Consider the following 21,307-nt stretch of genomic DNA (forward strand, 5'->3'; position numbering starts at 1 on the left):
CGTTTTCCGTTTCGTCACCCGCTTTCCCCACCCCGGGCCACCTCGCTGCGGGGCCTCGGTGCCCTGCGGTAACCTGACTCCATGCGTGCCGTACGCCTTCTGCTTAGCGGGCCGCGCTGATCAGTACCGACCGCGATCATCTTCGGTCGGCATCGGCGCGGCGTCCCCTCCTGTGCGAGGGGCCTTTTTGTTTCACCGGACAAGAGGGAATCGGCCTGTACCGCGGGCAGAGACGACCAATGGAGCTTTGAGGATCATGAGCGAGACCAATGCCGCAGCCGAGGTGGCCGCGCCGCACCGCTACACGGCCGCGCTGGCCGCTGACATCGAGGCCCGCTGGCAGGACTTCTGGGACGCGAACGGCACGTATGACGCTCCCAACCCGGGCGGCGACCTGACCGGTGACGCCGAGGTCATCGCCCGGCCGAAGAAGTTCGTCATGGACATGTTCCCGTACCCGTCGGGTGCGGGGCTGCACGTGGGCCATCCGCTGGGCTACATCGCCACCGATGTGTACGCCCGCTACCACCGCATGACGGGCCACAACGTCCTGCACACCCTGGGCTTCGACGCCTTCGGCCTGCCCGCCGAGCAGTACGCCGTGCAGACCGGCACCCACCCCCGGGTCAGCACCGAGGCCAACATCGACAACATGCGGCGCCAGCTGCGCCGCCTGGGCCTGGGCCACGACCCGCGCCGCTCCTTCGCGACGATCGACCCGGACTACTACAAGTGGACCCAGTGGATCTTCCTGCAGATCTTCAATTCCTGGTACGACCCGGAGGCGAAGGCGGCGCGCCCGATCGACACCCTGGCCGAGCAGTTCGCCTCCGGTGAGCGCGCCACCCCCGACGGGCGCCCCTGGGACGGGCTGACCGGGCCCGAGCAGGCGGACGTCCTGGGCGGCTACCGCCTGGCGTACGCCTCGGACGCGCCCGTCAACTGGTGCCCCGGCCTGGGCACCGTGCTGGCCAACGAAGAGGTCACCGCCGACGGCCGCTCCGAGCGCGGCAACTTCCCGGTCTTCAAGTCCAAGCTGCGCCAGTGGAACATGCGGATCACCGCCTACGCGGACCGGCTGCTGGACGACCTGGACGCGCTGGACTGGCCCGAGGCCATCAAGCTGCAGCAGCGCAACTGGATCGGCCGCAGCGAGGGCGCCCGGGTCGACTTCCCCGTACAGGACCGCCCCGACGCCAAGATCACGGTCTTCACCACCCGCCAGGACACCCTGTTCGGCGCGACCTACATGGTGCTGGCGCCCGAGCACGACCTGGTCGACTCCATCGTCCCGGCCGCCTGGCCCGAGGGCACCCATGACGTGTGGACCGGCGGCCACGCCACCCCGGCCGCCGCCGTCGACGCGTACCGCAAGCAGGCCGCGGCCAAGTCGGACGTCGAGCGGCAGGCCGACGCCAAGGACAAGACCGGCGTCTTCACCGGCGCGTACGCGGTCAACCCGGTCAGCGGCGAGCAGGTTCCGGTCTTCATCGCCGACTACGTCCTGGTGGGCTACGGCACCGGCGCGATCATGGCCGTTCCGGCGCACGACGGCCGTGACTTCGCCTTCGCCCGCGCCTTCGAGCTGCCGATGCGCTGCGTCGTGGAGCCCTCGGACGATCGCGGCACGGACCCGTCGACCTGGGACGACGCGTTCGGTTCGTACGACGCCAAGATCGTCAACTCGGCGGGCGACGGCGTCTCGCTGGACGGGCTGGGCGTTGTCGAGGCCAAGGCCCGGATCACCGAGTGGCTGGAGGCCCGCTCCATCGGCGAGGGCACCGTCAACTTCCGGCTGCGCGACTGGCTGTTCAGCCGTCAGCGCTACTGGGGCGAGCCCTTCCCGATCGTCTACGACGAGGACGGCGTGGCCCACGCGCTGCCCGAGTCGATGCTGCCGCTGGAGCTGCCCGAGGTCGAGGACTACTCGCCGCGCACCTTCGACCCCGACGACGCCGACACCTCCCCGGAGACCCCGCTGTCCCGGAACCAGGAGTGGGTCGACGTGGTGCTGGACCTGGGCGACGGACGCGGCCCGCGGCCGTTCCGCCGCGAGACCAATACCATGCCCAACTGGGCCGGCTCCTGCTGGTACGAGCTGCGCTACCTGGACCCGCACAACAGCGAGCGGCTGGTAGACCCCGGCACCGAGAGCTACTGGATGGGCCCGCGCGAGGGACAGCCGCACGGCGGCGTCGACCTCTACGTCGGCGGCGCCGAGCACGCGGTGCTGCACCTGCTGTACGCCCGGTTCTGGTCCAAGGTGCTGTTCGACCTGGGCCACGTCTCGTCGGTCGAGCCGTTCCACAAGCTGTACAACCAGGGCATGATCCAGGCCTACGTCTACCGGGACAGCCGCGGCATCGCCGTCCCGGCTGCCGAGGTCGAGGAGCGCGACGGGGCGTACTGGTACGAGGGCGAGAAGGTCACCCGCCTGCTGGGCAAGATGGGCAAGTCCCTGAAGAACGCCGTCACCCCGGACGAGATCTGCGCCGAGTACGGGGCGGACACGCTGCGCCTGTACGAGATGGCCATGGGCCCGCTGGACGTCTCGCGCCCCTGGGACACCCGCGCGGTCGTCGGCCAGTACCGGCTGCTGCAGCGGCTGTGGCGGAACGTCGTGGACGAGGCCACCGGGGAGGTCACCGTCGTCGACGCGGAGCCCGACGAGGACACGCTGCGCGCCCTGCACAAGGCGATCGACGGGGTCCGGCAGGACATGGTGGGGCTGCGCTTCAACACCGCCATCGCCAAGATCACCGAGCTGAACAACCACGTCACCAAGGTGCACGAGGTGCCGCGCTCGATCGCGGAGCGGCTGGTGCTGCTGATCGCGCCGCTGGCCCCGCACATCGCCGAGGAGCTGTGGCGCAAGCTGGGCCACGAGGCGTCGGTCGTCCACGAGCCGTTCCCGGTCGCCGACCCGGCGTACGTCGTGGACGAGACCGTGACCTGCGTGGTCCAGGTCAAGGGCAAGGTCAAGGCCCGGCTGGAGGTCGCCCCGTCGGTCTCCGACGAGGAGCTGGAGGCGCAGGCCCTGGGCGACCCGGCGGTGGTCGCGGCGCTGAACGGCGCGGGCATCCGCAAGGTCATCGTGCGGGCGCCGAAGCTGGTGAACATCGTCCCGGCCTGACCGCTCCGGGGCAGCCGTACGGGCGGGCTGGGGGTTCGTCAGGAACCCTGGGCCCGCCCGGTCCGTTTACGCTGGAAGGACAGCTGCTGCCACCGCGGTGACCGCCGCCCGAAGGAGCGCACATGGAAGCCATCTGGATTCTGTTGCTGCTTTTCGTCCTGTTCATGGTGACCGGTGCGTATGTCACCGTGCGGGTGGTCAGGACGGCCAAGCGCGGCCTCGACCGCACAGTGGACCAGGCCCGCCGCACCGTCGAGGACACCCGGCTCCGGGCCCGCCAGTTCTCCCGGCCGGGCGCGGCCGGTGAGCTTGCCGAGCTGCGGCTGACGCTGCGTACGTCGATGTCCGCCACCGAGCAGGCGCTGCACGCGGTGGCGGGCCAAGACCGCTCCGTGGCGGAGTCGTTGAACCTGTTCCGGCGGCTCGGCGAGCACGGCCGTGAGCTGGACGAGGACCTGAAGCGGCTGGAGCGGGAGCCCGACCGGACCCGCCTCGCCGCCGTGCTCCCCGAGCTGCGGGAGCGTACGGAGCGGATCACGCACTCAGCGGACTCGCTGCGCTGGGCCGTGCGGGAGCGGGCACAGCGGTTCGCCCACGACGAGCTGGACGCGCTGGGACGCGAGATCGAGATGGAGGCGGGGGCGCTGCGGCACTGGACCGTGGAGGAGCCGCTGTCGGAGTCGGCCCCGGGGCCGGCGTCGGGGACGGCCCCACGGTCGGCGTCGGGGGCGGCCCCGCGGTCGGAGCCCGAGCGGGAGCCTGAGCCGGAGCCGGTGGGCGAGCCGCCCTCCCTCGGAGCCGCGACCCGGCCGCGGCCGTACTCCTGGCAGAAGTCCGCCCGCCCTGAGAACACTGCCTGAACACGGACTTACCGGTAGGGTCGATGATCATCGGTGGGGTCGCGCTGTCGGCCCGGAGCTTCCCCGGATAACCTCCCTGTCATGTCCCGCCATGTCGCGATCGTGACCGATTCAACGGCTTACCTGCCGCAGGAGGCGATGGAGCGGCATCGCATCACCGCCGTGCCGCTGACGGTGGTGCTCGGAGACCGGGCGCTGGAGGAAGGGACCGAGATCTCGGCCCTGTCGCTCGCGGACGCCCTGCGGAAGCGCAAGCCGGTGACCACGTCCCGGCCCAGCCCGGAGACCTTCGCGGACGCCTACCGCGCGGCCGCGGCGGACGGCGCGACCGGCATCGTCTCGCTCCATCTGTCCGCCGAGATCTCCGGCACCTACGACGCGGCGGTGCTCGCCGCACAGGACGCGCCCGTACCGGTACGGGTCGTGGACAGCGGCATGGTCGCGATGGCGCTCGGCTTCTGCGCACTGGCGGCGGCCGAGGCCGCGGAGGGCGGCGGCACGCTGGACGAGGCCGTCGCGGCGGCCCAGAAGCGGGCCGACGGCACCGCCGCCTACTTCTACGTCGACACCCTCGACTATCTGCGCCGCGGCGGCCGCATCGGCGCGGCGCAGGCCCTCCTCGGCTCGGCCCTCGCGGTCAAACCGCTGCTCCAGGTCGACGAGGGCCGGATCGAACTGCGGGAGAAGGTCCGCACCGCCTCCAAGGCCATCGCCCGGCTCGAGGAGATCGTGGTGGAGCGGGCGGGCCGGAGCCCGGTGGACATCGCCGTCCAGCACCTCGCGGCGGGGGAGCGCGCGACCGCCCTCGCGGAGCGGCTGCGGGAGCGGGTACCGGGGCTCGTGGAGCTGTACGTGAGCGAGGTGGGCGCGGTGATCGGGGCGCACACCGGGCCGGGGCTGCTGGGCGCGGTGGTCTCTCCGCGGTAGCGGACCCGTCCGGGTGACGGGCTTTTCCACAAGCCGTGGGTTATCCCCGGAAATCAGAGCTGATCCACGGGGCTGAGCGCAGGTGCCTACCGTCGGGTGGCATGAGGACACCATCACGCACCGTGACGACGCGTCCGGGTCGGGGCCGCCACCGCGAGGCCCGCCCCCACCGCCGCCTCACGGCACCCCGCGCCGCCTGCCGCCCGGCCCCGCCGCCCCACAAGGCCCGCGCGGCGGCCCTCTTCCCCACCCCACCCCCACCCATCCGAAGCCCGAACCCCCCATCCCCACCCCCGCCAAAGTCCTCCCTGGCCCCCGCTCCGGGCCCAGGGCCCGCGCGGGACTCGGCCCCTGCCCCGGTCCCGGCGCCCGTTCCGGCCCGGGCGGTGGGTGCAGGGTCGGCTTCGGCCGTGGGCGGGGTGTCCGACCTGGGCGCGGCGTTCGCGTCGGGGCGGGCAGCTGGTCGAGGTGCGGTGCCTGCACAGGGGCGGGGGAGCGGGCCGATTCCGGTGGCCGCCGCCACCCCGGCCCCCGCTCCGGGCCCGGTGCCAGCTCGGGGCAGTGCCGCTGCTCGGGGCTCGGCCCAAGCCCCGGACCTGGCGCCCGTCTCGGGGCAGGCGCCCGGCCCGGGCCGGGCAGTGGGGGCAGGGTCGGCTTCGGCCGTGGGTGCGGTGCCTGCTCGGGGTCGGGCATCCGGCTCAAGGGCGGCACCGGGCCCGGGGCGGGCGTCCGGCCGGGGTTCGGCGTCCGCTTCCGTTTCGGGGCTTGCTCCGGAGGCTGCACCGGCGTTGAGGGCGGCTGTCGACGCGAGGGCGCCCTCGGAACAGGGCGCAGGCAGTGCCGTCGCGCGCGGCGGTCCCGGGCGGCGTCGCGCACCGGGTTGGGCCGTGCCGGATGCCGGGGACGACGAGGGGGCGGCAGAGGCGGAGGAGACCGGCACCGGCTCCGGCGGGGGGCTCCGGCGGCGCGACCGGATGCGGCTGGCGTTGCGTGAACGCCTGCCGCTGTGGCTTCAGCTGCGCTGCGGCATGGAGTTACGGACCGTCGCCGCGCTGGCGGTCACCCTCGTCGTCGCGCTGGCCTTCGCGGTCTACCACTTCTGGAGCGGCCGCCCGCAGACCGTACGGGCGCCCGAACCCGAACCCGCGCGTGCGGCAGCCGCTGCTCCCGGGCCGACGGCTGGGGCGCGTCCAGCGGCTGGTGCGGCCGGTGCGGCCGGTGCGGGCGGACGATCGGTCGTGGTCGATGTGACGGGCAAGGTCCGCCGTCCGGGGTTGCGCCAACTGCCGTCCGGGGCGCGGGTCGCCGACGCGCTCAAGGCGGCGGGCGGGGCGCGCCCGGGCGCGGACACGAGCGGACTGAACCGGGCCCGGCCCCTGGTGGACGGTGAGCAGATCGTGGTCGGCGCCCCGGCGAACCAGGCCCCCGCGGGCACTGCGGGCACTGCGGCCCCCGCTGGCACCGCCCCCACCGGCCCGGCCCCCGGCCCCGGCGCACCGCCCGCCGGGGTGGTGATCAGCCTCAACGCGGCGACCGCGGAACAGCTCGACACCCTGCCGGGGGTCGGCCCGGTCCTGGCCCGGCACATCCTCGACTACCGCACCCAGCACGGAGAGTTCCGCTCCATCGATGAACTCCGCGAGGTCAACGGCATCGGCGACCGCCGGTTCGCCGATCTCCGCCCGCTGGTTCAGCCATGACGTCCGAACCGACGGCACGCCCCCGCGCGGCGGTGCACGCGGCCGCCGCCTCACCGCGCGGGGCGTCCGATCCCCGGCAGGAGGGCCCGGCGGACCTCCGCCTGGTGCCGCCCGCGCTGGCGGCCTGGGCGGCGGCGGCGATCGCCCTCGGCGCGCCGGGCCGCCCGGTGGCCGTGGTCTGCGCGGGAGCCTGCCTGGCGGCAGCCGTCCTGCTGTATGTGACCCGTCGGCGCCGGGCCACCCTGGGACAGACCCGGCGCAGGACGGCGGGGGCGGTGGCGGCGGTCCTGCTGTGCGGGGCCACCGCGGGGGCCGTCGCCGCGCTGCACGCGGCGGATGTGCGGCGCGGACCGGTCCCGGCGCTGGCCGGGGAGTTCGCCGAGGCGACCGCCGAGGTGACGGTCACGGGGGACCCGAGGCTCAGCCGCCCCCGGGTGCGCGGGGCCGCGCTCGCGCCCGTGTCGGTGGTGGTCGAGGCGGAGGCCACCAGGATCACCGGGCCTGACGGCACGACGACGGACACCCGGGCCCCGGTGCTGGTGACGGTCCGCCCGGAGGCCCGGCAGCGAGCGGTGTGGCTCCGGCTGCTGCCGTCCACACGGCTGCGGGTGCACGGCCGTCTGGCGCCCCCGCTGCGCGACGGGGACCGTGTCGCGGCGGTGGTGCGCGGCGGGGGCGGGCCGCCGCGCGTCATCGGGGCGCCCAGCTCGGTCCAGCGGCTGGCGGGCCGGTTGCGCGCCGGGCTGCGTACGGCGACCGACGGGCTGTCCCCGGACGCGCGGGCGCTGCTGCCGGGGCTGGTCGTGGGGGACACCTCACGGGTCCCGCCGGACCTGGACGAGGCGTTCCGGGCCACGGACATGACGCATCTGCTGGCCGTCTCCGGCAGCAACCTCACGCTTCTGCTGGCGCTGCTGACCGGCCCGCCCCACCTCGCCGCGCGGGCCGAGCGGCGCGGGCTGGCGGCGGCGCTCGGGATACGGCTGCGGACGACGGCTCTGCTCGGCGGCGGGCTCACGCTCGGCTTCGTGATCGTCTGCAGACCCGACCCCAGCGTGCTGCGGGCGGCGGCATGCGGGCTGATCACGCTGCTGGCCATCGGCACCGGGCGCCGCCGTTCCCTGCTCCCGGCCCTGGCCGCCGCGGCCCTCGCGCTGCTGCTGTACGACCCGTGGCTGGCCCGGAGCTATGGGTTCCTGCTGTCCGTCCTGGCCACCGGCGCGCTGCTCACCTTCGCACCGGGATGGAGCGCCGCCCTGCGGCGCCGTGGAGTGCCGCCGAGGCCCGCCGAGATGCTGGCGGCCGCCGCCGCGGCGCAGGCGGTGTGCGCCCCGGTGGTGGTCATGATGGCCGCACGGGTGAGCCTGGTGGCGATCCCCTGCAATCTCTTCGCCGAGCTGGCGGTGGGGCCCGCCATGATCCTCGGCTCCGCCGCACTCGCGGTGGCACCGCTCGCGCTTCCGGTCGCCCGGTGGATCGCCTGGCCCGCGGGCTGGCCTGCCCAGTGGATCGCCGGGGTGGCCCGGACCGGCGCGGGGCTTCCCGGAGCGGAGGCGGGCTGGCCGGGCGGCTGGCCCGGTGGGCTGCTGCTGGCGGCGGTCACCCTGGCCGTCGTCCTCCTGGGACGCCGCCTGCTGCGGCACCGGTGGCTGTGGGCGGTCTGCGCCCTGCTCCTGCTGCTCGCGGTGGTCCGGCCGGCGCCGCTGACCCGGGTCATCACCGGCTGGCCACCGCCCGGTTGGCGGATGGTGGCCTGCGATGTGGGCCAGGGGGACGCGCTGGTCCTGGCCGCCGGCCCCGGCACGGCCGTCGTCGTGGACGCCGGTCCCGAGCCACGGGCCGTCGACCGCTGTCTGCGGACGCTGGGGGTGGTCCGCATCCCGCTGCTCGTCCTCACCCACTTCCACGCCGACCATGTCGCCGGGCTGCCCGGGGTGTTGCGCGGCCGGTCGGTGGGGGCGATCGAGACGACCGGCCTGGCGGAGCCGCCCGGCCAGGCCGCGGCCGTGCGGCGCGGGGCCGCGGCGGCGCGGGTGCCCGTGGTGACGGCCGGGCCGGGGGAGCGGCGCCGGTCGGGCCCGCTCTCGTGGGAGGTCCTGTGGCCGGGGCCCGGCTCCCCGGCCGCCACCCCGGCGCAGGAGGGGCCGAACGACGCGAGCGTGACCCTGCTGGTCCGTACGGCGGGACTGACCCTGCTGCTCCTCGGCGATCTGGAACCGCCCGCCCAGCAGGCGCTGCTGACGGCGCATCCGGAGCTGCCACCGGTGGATGTGCTCAAGGTCGCCCACCATGGATCGGCCTACCAGGACCCGGGGCTGATCCACCGGCTGCGCCCGCGCATCGCCCTGATCTCCTGCGGTGCCGACAATCCGTACGGCCATCCGTCACCCCGCACCGTCGCGGCCCTGAAATCCCGGGGCGCCGCCGTGCTGCGGACCGACCGGGACGGGCCGATCGCGGTGACCGGCCCGCGGCTGCGGGCGGTGGTCGGCGGGGTCAAGGGGCGCCGGATGCCAGTAGGTTCCAGAGGAGGACTCAGCCGGTTCCGAAAGGAAGCTCGTTCATGTCGCTCGCACAGTGGACCAAGGTCGATGACTACTTCAACGGCCTTCTGGCGCCGTCGGACCCGGCCCTGGACGCCGCCCTGGAGCACAGCGCGGCCACCGGGCTGCCGCCGCATCAGGTGGCGCCCAATCAGGGGAAGCTGCTGCATCTGCTGGCCCGGATTCAGGGAGCGCGCACCGTCCTGGAGATCGGCACCCTGGGCGGGTACAGCACGATCTGGCTGGCCAGGGCGCTGCCCGAGGGCGGGCGGCTGGTGTCCCTGGAGGCCGATCCCCGGAGCGCGGAGGTGGCGCGGGCCAATGTGGAGCGGGCGGATCTGGGCGAGGTCGTCGAGATCCGCACCGGCAAGGCGCTGGAGTCGCTGCCGCGGCTGGCCGAGGAGGGGCACGGCCCCTTCGACATGGTCTTCATCGACGCCGACAAGCCCGGCAACCCCGACTACCTCGCCTGGGCGCTGCGCCTCACCCGGCCCGGCAGTCTCATCATCGGGGACAACGTGGTGCGGGACGGGGAGGTGGCCGACCCCGCCAGCACCGATCCCCGCGTCCAGGGCGTGCGCCGCTTCACCGAGCTGATCGCGGGAGAGTCCCGGCTGACGGCGACAGCGGTGCAGACAGTCGGGGAGAAGGGATACGACGGCTTCGCGCTGGCGCTGGTCACCGGGTAGGACGGCGGGCAGCCGACGACGGCTGCTCCGGGACGGCGCCCGGGCGGTCAGTCGGTCTCCAGCCAGCCCTCGTACTCCTCGGCGAAGGCGTGCAGCGCGGCCGGGTCCAGCCGTGCGGCCGGGTCCTCGACGACCACCAGCCACTGGGCGTCCTCGGCGTCGTCCTCACCCGCCAGGGCGTCGCGCACCAGCTGGGGCTCCTCCGGGACGCCGAAGCGCTCGGGCAGCGCCTCGGCCACCTCCTCCGCCGCATCGCGTTCGGGCAGCACCAGCACATGGCGTTCGCCGTTCAGTCCTCCATCCACCATCGGATCATTGTCGGGCATACGAAAAGGCACGGAGGACCGGGCTGTCGGCGGTCCGTGGGATGCTGGACCGCGATGGCCAGGAAGACGACGACCGACGACCCCCTCGCCCCGGTGACCCTTGCCGTGGGCCAGGAGGACCTGCTGCTCGACCGCGCCGTGCAGCAGGTGGTGGCGGCCGCCCGCGCGGCGGACCCCGACACCGATGTGCGCGACCTCATGCCCGAGGCGCTGCAGCCCGGCACCCTCGCCGAGCTGACCAGCCCGTCGCTCTTCGCGGAGCGCAAGGTCGTGGTGGTGCGCAGCGCACAGGATCTGTCGGCCGACACGGTCAAGGACGTGAAGGGCTACCTCGGCGCCCCCGCCGAGGAGATCACCCTGGTGCTGCTGCACGCCGGTGGCGCCAAGGGCAAGGCGCTGCTCGACGCCGCCCGCAAGGCCGGGGCGCGCGAGGTGGCGTGCCCGAAGATGACCAAGCCTGCCGACCGGCTGGCGTTCGTCCGGTCGGAGTTCCGCACCACCGGCCGGTCCGCGACCCCGGAGGCCTGCCAGGCGCTGGTGGACGCCATCGGAAGCGATCTGCGCGAGCTGGCCAGCGCGGTGTCCCAGCTCACCGCCGATGTCGAGGGCACGATCGACGAGGCCGTCGTCGGCCGCTACTACACGGGCCGGGCCGAGGCGTCCAGCTTCACCGTCGCCGACCGTGCCGTCGAGGGGCGGGCGGCCGAGGCGCTGGAGGCGCTGCGCTGGGCCATGGCCACGGGCGTGGCCCCGGTGCTGATCACCAGCGCCCTGGCCCAGGGCGTCCGCGCCATCGGCAAGCTGGCCTCCGCCCCGCGCGGTGCCCGCCCCGGCGATCTGGCCCGTGATCTGGGCATGCCGCCCTGGAAGATCGACCGGGTGCGGCAGCAGATGCGCGGCTGGTCGGCGGACGGGGTGTCGGTCGCGCTGCGCGCGGTCGCCGAGGCCGACGCGGGCGTCAAGGGCGGCGGGGACGATCCGGAATACGCCCTGGAGAAGGCCGTCGTCGCCATCGCCCGCGCCGCCCGCGCGGGCCGTTCCTAGACCAACCAATAGCCCCGGCGGCCGCCGGGGCTGCTGGTCTACTCCTTCATCTTCGCCAAGGTGGCCCGGGCGCTCTTCTCGAGCATCTCGGTGGCCTCCTCCGTCGTCATCGGATCGGCGCTCGATGAGCTCGATACGTACTCCGACCACGTCGACTGGTAGGTCGTCCAGCCCTCCCGCACGCCGAGGATCACATACGCCCCGGTGTCGCTGCTGCCGGAGTTGCGCTGGGTGACGACGTACGCCTCGTCGCCGAGGTCGTCCACCTCGCTCACCTTGTAGGTGTAGCTGGAGGTCCGCTGGTCCTCGTACTGCCGGTACTGGGCCTCGAACTCCGGCTCCGGGTTCGTCTTCCGGTGCAGACCGGCCGTCGTGGAGAGCCACTCCGAGGAGTAGTCGCTGGTGGAGGCGTCGGTCGGCTCGAAGTCGACGCTGCAGGTCATCGAGTCCAGGGCCGGGTCCCGGGAGGCGCTGTGCCGCGGGTTCGCCGATCCGCTGGAGTCCTTCTGCTCGTATCCGGCGTCCTCGACGGCCTTGAGGTCGGTCGAGGTGCACAGATTGCTCAGGTAGCGGTAGCCCGCGAGGTCGGCCTTCGGCTCGCCGCCGAACCCGCCGGTCGCGAACACCACACCCGCCCAGACCGCCGAGGCGACGACGGCCCCGCCGAGCGCCCACAGCCAGTCCTTTCCGCCCCCGCCACCGTTGCGGCCCCCGCCACCGGGCGGCATCGGGGAGGGTGCGCCGTACGCCCCGTACCCGCCGCCCGGCTGCGGGCTGCCCAGCTGCGGTCCGGGCATCCCCGGCATCGTCGGCTGCGCGTACGCCGGGGTGTGCGGCGGCGGAGGCTGCTGCGGCTGTCCGTAGGGGCCGGGCGGCGGCGCGCCCTGCTGAGGAGGCGACGGAGGCGGCGACTGGGGCGGCGATTGTGGCTGAGGGTTCTGCTGTGGTGGGAGCGGCGGCTGAGGTGGCTGCGGCGGCCCGTACGTATTGGGTGTGTCCCCCGGTATCGACATGACGTGAACATACCCGCAGAAACACCGAAAACCCCGCGCTGCGCAGGGACATCCGGACACAGCAATGCCCCCGGAGTGGGCCCGGGGGCATTGAACGTAGCGTGGCGTACTACGAAGTCTGTCCGTGATCCGAGGTAGAGGGCTCGGACGTTCCCCACGGCGGGGTGGGGGCGAGAAGTCGCCCCGGTGGGTCACCCGTGCGGGTGGCCCGCAAGCATCAGCCCTTGAGACCGGCAACCTGCTGGGCGATCGCCGACTTCTTGTTGGCGGCGTTGTTCTTGTGGAGCACGCCCTTGCTGACGGCCTTGTCGAGCTTGCGCCCGGCGGTGCGGGCGGCGGCGGTGGCCTTCTCGGCGTCACCGGCGGCCACGGCCTCGCGGGTCCGGCGGATCGCGGTCTTCAGCTCGGACTTGACGGCCTTGTTGCGCAGGCGCGCCTTCTCGTTCGTCTTGTTGCGCTTGATCTGGGACTTGATGTTCGCCACGTGTATGAGCCTTCGCAGGTTCGTTGGATTTCGCTGTCTGTCGTGCGTGTGCGTCCCGCGCGAGAGGCGCGCGTAAGACACAGTCCGCCAGATTACCAGCAGCGCTGGCGGCCTCCCAAACCCGGAAGCGGTCGCCGTCCATGGGACCATGGAGAATCCGAGAACACCGAGTCCCGCCTAGATTCAGGACGCTGCGTGCCCGCGACCCCTACCAATGTGCCGGAGCCGAGCCGTACCGACCCGGCTCTGCTCCGTAACTTCTGCATCATCGCGCATATCGACCACGGCAAGTCGACGCTTGCCGACCGCATGCTTCAGCTGACCGGTGTGGTCGACCAGCGACAGATGCGCGCGCAGTACCTCGACCGCATGGACATCGAGCGCGAGCGCGGCATCACGATCAAGTCCCAGGCGGTCCGGCTGCCCTGGGCGCTGACCGAGGAGCAGGGCGATCCGCAGCCGGTCACCCATGTGCTCAACATGATCGACACCCCTGGCCACGTGGACTTCACCTATGAGGTCTCGCGTTCGCTGGCGGCCTGTGAGGGCTGCGTCCTGCTGGTCGACGCGGCCCAGGGCATCGAGGCCCAGACGCTCGCCAACCTCTATCTGGCGATGGAGCACGAGCTCACGATCATCCCGGTCCTCAACAAGATCGACCTCCCGGCCGCCCAGCCCGAGAAGTACGCCGCCGAGCTGGCGCATCTGATCGGCTGCGACGTCTCCGACGTACTCAGGGTCTCCGCCAAGACCGGCGAGGGCGTGGACGAGCTGCTGGATACGGTCGTGCGGCTGGTCCCGCCGCCGGTCGGCGTCAAGGACGCGCCCGCCCGCGCGATGATCTTCGACTCCGTCTATGACGCGTACCGCGGTGTCGTGACGTACGTGAAGGTCGTGGACGGCACGCTCAGCAAGCGTGAGCGCATCAGGATGATGTCCACCGGCGCCGCCCACGAGCTGCTGGAGATCGGCACCAACTCACCCGAGATGACCGCCTCCGACGGGCTGTCCGTCGGTGAGGTGGGCTATCTGATCACCGGTGTGAAGGATGTCCGCCAGTCCAAGGTCGGCGACACGATCACCCAGTTCACCAAGGGCGCCGAGGTGCCGCTGGGCGGCTACAAGGACCCCAAGCCGATGGTGTTCTCGGGCCTGTATCCGCTGGACGGCTCGGACTATCCGGTGCTGCGCGAGGCCCTGGACAAGCTCCAGCTCAACGACGCCGCGCTGGTCTACGAGCCGGAGACCTCCGCCGCCCTCGGCTTCGGCTTCCGGGTCGGCTTCCTCGGGCTGTTGCACCTGGAGGTCATCCGTGAGCGCCTGGAGCGCGAATTCAATCTCGACCTGATCGCCACCGCACCCAATGTGGTCTACCGCGTGGACATGGAGGACGGCGCCGAGCACACGGTGACCAACCCCAGCGAGTTCCCCGCGGGCAAGATCGACAAGGTGCACGAGCCGGTCGTCCGGGGCACGATCCTCGCCCCGAGCGAGTTCATCGGCGCGATCATGGAGCTGTGCCAGAACCGCCGCGGTGTGCTGCTCGGCATGGACTACCTCTCCGAGGACCGGGTCGAGATCCGCTACACGCTCCCGCTCGCCGAGGTCGTCTTCGACTTCTTCGACCAGCTGAAGTCCAAGACCCGCGGCTATGCCTCGCTCGACTACGAGCCCACCGGCGAGCAGGCCTCCGACCTGGTCAAGGTCGACATCCTGCTGCACGGCGACAAGGTCGACGCCTTCTCCGCGATCACCCACAAGGACAAGGCGTACGCGTACGGCGTCCGGCTGGTCGCCAAGCTGCGCGAGCTGATCCCGCGGCAGAGCTTCGAGGTGCCGATCCAGGCGGCCATCGGCTCCCGGGTCATCGCCCGGGAGACCGTCCGGGCCATCCGCAAGGACGTTCTCGCCAAGTGCTACGGCGGTGACATCTCCCGTAAGCGGAAGCTGCTGGAGAAGCAGAAGGAAGGCAAGAAGCGGATGAAGATGGTCGGCAGCGTGGAGGTGCCGCAGGAGGCCTTCATCGCGGTGCTGTCCTCCGACGACGGTGGCGGCGGCGACGCCAAGGGGAAGAAGTAGCCGTCGTCGAAGGGGTCCGGTGCTCAGGGAAGCGCCGGGCCCGTTCTCGTGTGACGCTCGACGCATGAGGGAGCCACAGCGGACCCTCACTCGTTTGAACGCACGTCCTCATGTGAACGCACCCTTATGTGAACGCACCCCTCATTTGAACTACGTGACCCGGAACCCCTTACGCAGTACGGTTCCGGCCCTTACGCTGATCGCCACGCGAAGGTTACTCGCGAGTCACCAAGCACTGAGGCGGGCCCCGGAGGATGCCGTGACCGACACCCAGAAACTGCTCGAGAACCGGCCGCCGTCCCTGGCGACGCACTTCCTCCAGCGCGTCGAGGCGACACCGGACAAGGAGGCGTACCGCTATCCCGTGCCGCCCGCCTCCGGCCGGGGCCCCGACGAGTGGCGGCCGCTGACCTGGCGCGAAAGCGCGGACCGCGTCTTCGCCATCGCCGCCGGGCTGATCGCCCTCGGCGTCCGCCCCGAGGAGCGGGTGGCGCTCGCCTCCTCGACGCGCGTCGAATGGATTCTCGGCGATCTCGGCGTGCTGTGCGCGGGCGCGGCGACCACCACGGTCTACCCGAGCACCAACGCCGAGGAGACCGCCTTCATCCTCGCCGACTCCAGCAGCCGGGTCCTGATCGCCGAGGACGGCGCCCAGCTCGCCAAGGTCCGCGAGAAGCGCGACGAGCTGCCCGAGCTCTCCCATGTGGTGGTGATCGCGGCCGAGGACGCGACGCCCGCCGGGGACGACCCGGAGGGCTGGGTGCTCTCCCTCGCCGAGCTGGAGAAGCGCGGTGCGGCGTATCTGGACGAGCACCCCGATGCCGTACGGGAGCGGACGGACGCGCTGCGCGCCGATCAGCTGGCGACGCTCATCTACACCTCCGGTACCACCGGCCGCCCCAAGGGCGTACGGCTGGCGCATGACTCCTGGTCCTACATGGCCATCGCCATCGGTACCCGGGAGGGGCTGCTCTACCCCGACGACATGCAGTACCTGTGGCTGCCCCTCGCGCATGTCTTCGGCAAGGTACTGACGGCGGGGCAGATCTACGTCGGACATACCACCGCGGTGGACGGCCGGGTCGACAAGATCATCGAGAATCTGCCGGTGGTCCGGCCGACCTATATGTGCGGCGTGCCGCGGATCTTCGAGAAGGTCTACAACGGGGTGGCGCAGAAGGCCCGCGAGGGCGGCGGCGCCAAGTACAAGATCTTCCAGTGGGCGGCCGGGATCGCTCGCGACCACGCCAAGATCTCCCAGGACAACTTCCGCCGCACCGGCACCCCGTCCGTGCCGTTCGGCCTCAAGGCCCAGCACGCCGCCGCCGACAAACTCGTCTACACCAAGCTGCGCGAGGCGTTCGGCGGGCGGCTGCGCGCCGCCGTGTCCGGTTCGGCCGCGCTGGCCCCCGAGATCGGCTACTTCTTCGCGGGCGCGGGCATCAACATCCTGGAGGGGTACGGGCTCACCGAGTCCAGCGCCGCCAGCTTCCTCAACCCGCCGGACTACCGCACCGGTACGGTCGGCAAGGCGTTCCCCGGCACGGAGGTGCGGTTCGCCGACGACGGCGAGGTGCTGCTGCGCGGCCCCGGCGTCATGCAGGGTTACCACGGGCTGCCGGACCTGACCGCGCAGGTGCTGGAGTCCGACGGCTGGTTCCACACCGGTGACATCGGCGAGATGTCGCCCGACGGCTATCTGCGGATCACCGACCGCAAGAAGGACCTGATCAAGACCTCGGGCGGGAAGTACGTCGCCCCGGCGGAGGTCGAGGGCCAGTTCAAGGCCGTGTGCCCGTTCGTCTCCAACATCCTTGTGCACGGCGCCGACCGCAACTACTGCACCGCGCTGATCGCCCTCGACGAACCGACCCTCATGGGCTGGGCGAAGGAGCACGGTCTGGCGGGGAAGTCCTACGCCGAGGTCGTGGACACCGAGGCGGTGCGGGAGTTGATCGACGGCTATGTGCGGCAGCTCAACGAGGGGCTGCAACGGTGGCAGACGATCAAGAAGTTCCGGCTGCTGCCGCGTGATCTGGACGTGGAGCACGGCGAGCTGACGCCGAGTCTGAAGATGAAGCGTCCGGTGGTGGAACGCGAGTACAAGGCCCTGATCGAGGACATGTACGCCGGGACGCGCGAGGTCTGACGGCCGGGCCGGCCCCGGTCCCCGCCCGGCGCCGGCCCCCGCTTCCGTCACGACGTCACGCCCAGCGGCACCCCGGGTCGGCCCCGGGGCCCTTTACCGGAACAGGACCGGCGTACGCACGATTTTTCCCCTCAACACAGTTAACTTGCGTGACTCGGTGCATATCAGTGCGGTCCGTCTGTCACTCTGTCCGTGCCGGACACGGCGCATATGACGGAGCTTCTCAGGAGCCGCACAGTGGGGACGTCATCTTCCACCCCGTCTGCATCCGCAGGCGGGGTGGCTCTGCCGGTCGGGGGAATCGGTCCCGTCCGTACCAGCGCCTCGGCCCGCGCGAGCCTGCCCTGCAGTCCGCTCGCGGCCTCCGCGGCACGCCGGTTCGTGCGTGCCGCGCTCGCCGAGTGGGCCGCGCTCGACGTACCGGCCGCCGACCGGATCACCGACCGGGTCGCGGACGAGGCCGTCCTGCTGGTGAGCGAGCTGGTCACCAACGCCGTGGTGCACGCGGGCACCGCGGTCGAGGTGTGCTGCGCGCTCGATGTGTCGAGCCACGAGGGCGACCCGCCCTCCCTCGTCGTGGAGGTGACCGACCACCACCCCACCCGGGTGCTGCGCGGCGACCCGCCGGACGGCGCGGACGGCGCGGAGTGCGCCGGCGGCCACGGGCTGCGGCTCGTCGCCGAGATCGCCGAGGCGTGGGGGACCACGTACCGGCGGGCCAGCAAGACGGTGTGGTTCCAGGTGGCGGTCACGGCCGCCGCCGAACCGGTGGTGCCCGAGGAGCCCGTGGCCGGGGACCTCGCGCCCCAGTGGGCCGCGCGTGGCACCGAGATCGTCGCCCCCGTGCCGCGCCGGGCGCCCGCTCGCCGCGCCGATCCGGAATGGACCCGGCACGGCGCGCTGTCGTTCCTCGCCGAGGCGTCCGACCTGCTCGCCGGGCAGTTCGACGAGGAGATGGTCACCTCGCTGGCCGGACAGCTGCTGGTGCCGCGGCTCGCCGACTGGTGCGCGGTCTGGCTCGACTCCGGCAGCGGGCCGCCGCGGCTGGCCCGGGTCTGGCACGCCAGTGAGAGCCGCATGGAGGGGCTGCGGCAGGTGCTGGAGAAGGAACCGCCCCAGCTGCCCGCCACCGCGCGCGGCGGCGCCCTGGACTGGCCGTGGCCCGCCGACCCCGCGGCGTACGGGCCCGGCGGCGCCGCCCTCGCCTGCCGCCTGATCGCGGGCGGGCGCGCGCTGGGCACGCTGCTGCTCGGGCGGGCCGGGCTCGTCCGCATGCCGGACGAAGTAGTCGGCCTGATCGAGGACTTCACGCGCCGCGTCGCCCTCGCCCTCGCCTCCGCCCGGCGCTACACGCGCCAGGCCACCATCAGCCGGGTGCTCCAGCGCGGGCTGCTGCCGTCCGGGATCGCCCGTATCCCCGGCGTCGAGTCGGCCGTCGTGTACGAGCCGACCGGCGACATCTCGGCCGGGGGCGACTTCTACGACGTCTTCCCGGCCGGTGACGGGCGCTGGTGCTTCGTGCTCGGCGACGTCTGCGGAAACGGTCCCGAGGCGGCCGTGGTGACCGGCTTGGTGCGGCCCTGGCTGCGGCTGCTGGGCCGGGAGGGCTACGAGGTGGGCGAGGTCCTCGACCGCCTCAACCAGCTGCTGGGCGAGGAGGCCGTCGGCGAGGCCGTCGAGGCGGCGGGCGGCGTCGACCCGGGCGGCGCGGGCCTGCCGCCGGGTGGCGGCCCGGCGCGGTTCCTCTCGCTCCTGTACGGGGAGCTGGTGCCGCTCGGGCAGGGCAGCGAGGGCGGGGTGCGGTGCACGCTGGCGAGCGCGGGCCATCCGCTGCCGCTGGTCCTCCAGCCCGATGGAACGGTACGAACGGTCGCCGTGCCGCAGATACTCCTCGGCGTGGTCGAGGACGCCGCGTACGAGAGTGAAACGTTCGATCTGGCCCCCGGCGAGACGCTGCTGTGCGTGACCGACGGAGTGACCGAGCACCGCTCCGGCAGCCGTCAGTTCGACGACGAGGACGGCCTGGCGGCGGTCCTCGCGGGCTGCGCGGGCATGAGCGCGCGGGAGGTCGCGGAGCGGGTGCGGCGGGCGCTGGACGACTTCGCGGAGGAGCCGCCGGACGACGACCTGGCGATGCTGGTGCTCACAGCCCTGTAGCCGCGCCCCCTCGCGGGGCGCGGTCCTCCAGAGGCGCCGCCAGAGGACCTCCAGAGGGCCGCCGGGCGGGGCGGGCTCTCGCGATGGCGGACAATGGGGCGTATGCCTTCCGTACTGCCCGACGGCGACCCCATGCCCCAGGACGGCGCGCTGCCCCCCGGCGCGCTCGCCGCGGCGGCGGGGCGGCCGCTGGGGTTCTATCTGCACGTGCCCTACTGCGCCACCCGCTGCGGGTACTGCGACTTCAACACGTACACCGCCGCCGAGCTGCGCGGCTCCGGCGGCGTGCTCGCCTCCCGGGACAACTATGCCGAGCAGGTCGCGGAGGAGGTGCGGCTCGCGCGGAAGGTGCTGGGGGACGATCCGCGGCCGGTCGAGACCGTGTTCGTCGGCGGCGGCACGCCCACCCTGCTCGCGGCCGGAGACCTCGGACGGATGCTCGGCGCCATCCGGGACGAGTTCGGGCTCGCGGACGGCGCCGAGATCACCACCGAGGCCAACCCGGAGTCGGTCGATCCGCGCTATCTGGAGGCGCTGCGGGAGGCCGGGTTCAACCGGGTGTCGTTCGGGATGCAGAGCGCCCGGCAGCACGTCCTGAAGGTGCTGGACCGCACCCACACCCCCGGGCGCCCCGAGGCCTGCGTCGCGGAGGCGCGGGCCGCCGGGTTCGACCATGTGAACCTGGACCTGATCTACGGAACCCCCGGCGAGAGCGACGACGACTGGCGGGCCACCCTGGAGGCGGCGCTCGGCGCGGGCCCGGACCATGTGTCGGCGTACGCGCTGATCGTCGAGGAGGGCACCCAGCTGGCGCGGCGCATCCGGCGCGGCGAGGTGCCGATGACCGACGACGACGCCCACGCGGACCGCTATCTGATCGCCGAGGAGATGCTGACGGCGGCCGGGTTCGACTGGTACGAGGTCTCCAACTGGGCCACCTCGCCCCAGGGCCGGTGCCGCCACAACGAGCTGTACTGGCGCGGCGCCGACTGGTGGGGCGCGGGCCCCGGCGCGCACAGCCACGTCGGCGGGGTGCGGTGGTGGAACGTCAAGCACCCCGGCGCGTACGCCCAGGCGCTCAGCGAGGGCCGTTCACCGGGCGCCGGGCGGGAGCTGCTGTCCGACGAGGAGCGCCGGGTCGAGCGCATCCTGCTGGAGCTGAGGCTGTCCGAGGGGTGCCCGCTGGAGCTGCTGCGCCCGGCCGGAGCGGCGGCCGCGGCGCGGGCTCTGGAGGACGGCCTGCTGGAGCCGCAGCCGTACGCGCAGGGGCGGGCCGTGCTCACGCTCAGGGGCCGCCTGCTGGCCGACGCGGTGGTGCGGGACCTGGTGGACTGAAGCCGCCGTCAGGGCGCCGAAGACGTCAGGGCGCCGTGACGAAATCGATCAGTTCCTCGACCCTGCCCAGCAGCTCCGGCCGCACGTCCTTGTAGGAGTGGACCGCGGACAGGATGCGCTGCCACGCCGCGCCCGTGTTCTCCGGCCAGCCCAGCGCACGGCAGACGCCCGTCTTCCAGTCCTGGCCGCGCGGCACCGTCGGCCAGGCGGGAATGCCGAGCGAGGACGGTTTCACGGCCTCCCACACGTCGATGAAGGGGTGCCCGACGACCAGCACGTTCTCGTCGGTGATCTGCTCGGCGATACGGGACTCCTTGGACCCGGCCACCAGATGGTCCACCAGGACGCCGAGCCGGGCGTCCGGGCCGGGGGAGAAGTCGCGGACGATGGCGGGGAGGTCGTCGACGCCCGCCAGGTACTCCACGACGACGCCCTCGATGCGCAGGTCGTCGCCCCAGACCCGCTCCACCAGCTCCGCGTCGTGGCGGCCCTCCACGTAGATGCGCCCGGCGCGGGCGACCCGCGCGCGGGCGCCCGGTACGGCGACCGAGCCGGAGGCCGTGCGCTGCGGCGCGCCGGTGGTCGTCGCGCGCGGGCGTACGAGGGTGACGACGCGGCCCTCCAGGAGGAAGCCGCGCGGCTCCATGGGGAAGACGCGATGTTTGCCGAAGCGGTCCTCCAGAGTGACCGTCGGCCCCTGCGCGGTCTTCTCACAGCGGATCACGGCACCACAGAACCCGGTGGTGACCTCCTCGACCACGAGATCCGGGTCCGCCGGGACCTCGGGGGCGGGCTGCTGCCGCTTCCAGGGCGGGGTCAGATCCTCGTCGTACTGTCGGCTGTGCATCCGGATGACGATAGCGCGGCG

14 protein-coding genes and 1 pseudogene are annotated in these 21,307 nt (G+C 72.8%); 11 read left to right on the forward strand and 4 right to left on the reverse strand.

Going from position 1 to position 21,307, the window contains the following annotated elements:
* Positions 1–256 precede the first annotated feature (256 nt).
* From leuS to ABZ370_RS07455, 6 genes and pseudogenes are all read left to right on the forward strand, one after another.
* Positions 257–3,133, forward strand: coding sequence for a leucine--tRNA ligase (gene leuS, locus ABZ370_RS07430; RefSeq protein ID WP_358617757.1), 2,877 nt, complete (start codon positions 257–259; stop codon positions 3,131–3,133).
* Positions 3,134–3,255: 122 nt separating this feature from the next.
* The gene (locus tag ABZ370_RS07435) at positions 3,256–3,993 is read left to right on the forward strand and encodes a hypothetical protein (protein WP_358617760.1); all 738 of its coding nucleotides are present in this window, start codon (positions 3,256–3,258) and stop codon (positions 3,991–3,993) included.
* A gap of 81 nt (positions 3,994–4,074) precedes the next feature.
* Complete coding sequence (locus tag ABZ370_RS07440) at positions 4,075–4,920, forward strand: DegV family protein (RefSeq protein WP_358617762.1); 846 nt, start codon at positions 4,075–4,077, stop codon at positions 4,918–4,920.
* A gap of 887 nt (positions 4,921–5,807) precedes the next feature.
* Positions 5,808–6,620: a ComEA family DNA-binding protein gene (locus ABZ370_RS07445; RefSeq protein WP_358617765.1), complete on the forward strand. Its 813-nt coding sequence runs from the start codon at positions 5,808–5,810 to the stop codon at positions 6,618–6,620.
* A pseudogene (locus ABZ370_RS07450) lies at positions 6,617–9,103 on the forward strand (ComEC/Rec2 family competence protein); the annotation flags it as partial. The gene ABZ370_RS07445 and the pseudogene ABZ370_RS07450, both read left to right, overlap by 4 nt.
* A gap of 80 nt (positions 9,104–9,183) precedes the next feature.
* On the forward strand, positions 9,184–9,852 hold the full coding sequence (locus tag ABZ370_RS07455) for an O-methyltransferase (protein ID WP_358618350.1): 669 nt from the start codon (positions 9,184–9,186) through the stop codon (positions 9,850–9,852).
* A 47-nt stretch (positions 9,853–9,899) separates the two neighbouring features.
* Here the strand turns inward: ABZ370_RS07455 and ABZ370_RS07460 are convergent, their stop codons facing one another.
* Complete coding sequence (locus ABZ370_RS07460; RefSeq protein WP_358618351.1) at positions 9,900–10,145, reverse strand: hypothetical protein; 246 nt, start codon at positions 10,143–10,145, stop codon at positions 9,900–9,902.
* An 87-nt stretch (positions 10,146–10,232) separates the two neighbouring features.
* Here ABZ370_RS07460 and holA point away from each other — a divergent pair, with 87 nt between their 5' ends.
* Positions 10,233–11,222 (forward strand): DNA polymerase III subunit delta, encoded by a 990-nt coding sequence (holA, locus tag ABZ370_RS07465; RefSeq protein ID WP_358617768.1) that lies wholly within the window; start codon positions 10,233–10,235, stop codon positions 11,220–11,222.
* A 38-nt stretch (positions 11,223–11,260) separates the two neighbouring features.
* Here holA and ABZ370_RS07470 read toward each other — a convergent pair whose 3' ends face one another.
* Positions 11,261–12,019, reverse strand: a complete 759-nt coding sequence (locus tag ABZ370_RS07470; protein ID WP_358617770.1) for a hypothetical protein — start codon at positions 12,017–12,019, stop codon at positions 11,261–11,263.
* A gap of 433 nt (positions 12,020–12,452) precedes the next feature.
* A complete protein-coding gene (gene rpsT, locus ABZ370_RS07475; RefSeq protein WP_358617773.1) occupies positions 12,453–12,719 on the reverse strand; it encodes a 30S ribosomal protein S20 in 267 nt (88 codons plus the stop codon).
* 195 nt (positions 12,720–12,914) lie between these two features.
* Between rpsT and lepA the strand changes: the two genes are divergently transcribed.
* The 4 genes from lepA to hemW all read left to right on the forward strand — a co-directional run bounded on the left by lepA (position 12,915) and on the right by hemW (position 20,439).
* Positions 12,915–14,798, forward strand: coding sequence for a translation elongation factor 4 (lepA, locus tag ABZ370_RS07480; RefSeq protein ID WP_358617775.1), 1,884 nt, complete (start codon positions 12,915–12,917; stop codon positions 14,796–14,798).
* Positions 14,799–15,057: 259 nt separating this feature from the next.
* Positions 15,058–16,947, forward strand: a complete 1,890-nt coding sequence (locus tag ABZ370_RS07485; protein ID WP_358617778.1) for a long-chain fatty acid--CoA ligase — start codon at positions 15,058–15,060, stop codon at positions 16,945–16,947.
* 210 nt (positions 16,948–17,157) lie between these two features.
* The gene (locus tag ABZ370_RS07490; RefSeq protein WP_358617780.1) at positions 17,158–19,104 is read left to right on the forward strand and encodes an ATP-binding SpoIIE family protein phosphatase; all 1,947 of its coding nucleotides are present in this window, start codon (positions 17,158–17,160) and stop codon (positions 19,102–19,104) included.
* A gap of 102 nt (positions 19,105–19,206) precedes the next feature.
* Entirely contained in the window at positions 19,207–20,439 is a 1,233-nt protein-coding gene (hemW, locus tag ABZ370_RS07495; protein WP_358617782.1) for a radical SAM family heme chaperone HemW, read from the forward strand.
* Between the two features lie 25 nt (positions 20,440–20,464).
* Here the strand turns inward: hemW and ABZ370_RS07500 are convergent, their stop codons facing one another.
* Complete coding sequence (locus tag ABZ370_RS07500) at positions 20,465–21,286, reverse strand: DUF3097 domain-containing protein (protein WP_358617785.1); 822 nt, start codon at positions 21,284–21,286, stop codon at positions 20,465–20,467.
* Between the last annotated feature and the right edge of the window lie 21 nt (positions 21,287–21,307).

The sequence above is a fragment of the Streptomyces sp. NPDC005962 genome, assembly GCF_040629205.1.
Taxonomy (GTDB): Bacteria; Actinomycetota; Actinomycetes; order Streptomycetales; family Streptomycetaceae; genus Streptomyces.

Bases quoted from the DNA above. Each gene is read 5' to 3' on its own strand.
- leuS (WP_358617757.1), top strand. From the start codon at position 257: ATGAGCGAGACCAATGCCGCAGCCGAGGTGGCCGCGCCGCACCGCTAC.
- ABZ370_RS07435 (WP_358617760.1), top strand. From the start codon at position 3,256: ATGGAAGCCATCTGGATTCTGTTGCTGCTTTTCGTCCTGTTCATGGTG.
- ABZ370_RS07440 (WP_358617762.1), top strand. From the start codon at position 4,075: ATGTCCCGCCATGTCGCGATCGTGACCGATTCAACGGCTTACCTGCCG.
- ABZ370_RS07455 (WP_358618350.1), top strand. From the start codon at position 9,184: ATGTCGCTCGCACAGTGGACCAAGGTCGATGACTACTTCAACGGCCTT.
- holA (WP_358617768.1), top strand. From the start codon at position 10,233: ATGGCCAGGAAGACGACGACCGACGACCCCCTCGCCCCGGTGACCCTT.
- ABZ370_RS07470 (WP_358617770.1), bottom strand. From the start codon at position 12,019: ATGCCCGGACCGCAGCTGGGCAGCCCGCAGCCGGGCGGCGGGTACGGG.
- ABZ370_RS07490 (WP_358617780.1), top strand. From the start codon at position 17,158: ATGACGGAGCTTCTCAGGAGCCGCACAGTGGGGACGTCATCTTCCACC.
- hemW (WP_358617782.1), top strand. From the start codon at position 19,207: ATGCCTTCCGTACTGCCCGACGGCGACCCCATGCCCCAGGACGGCGCG.
- ABZ370_RS07500 (WP_358617785.1), bottom strand. From the start codon at position 21,286: ATGCACAGCCGACAGTACGACGAGGATCTGACCCCGCCCTGGAAGCGG.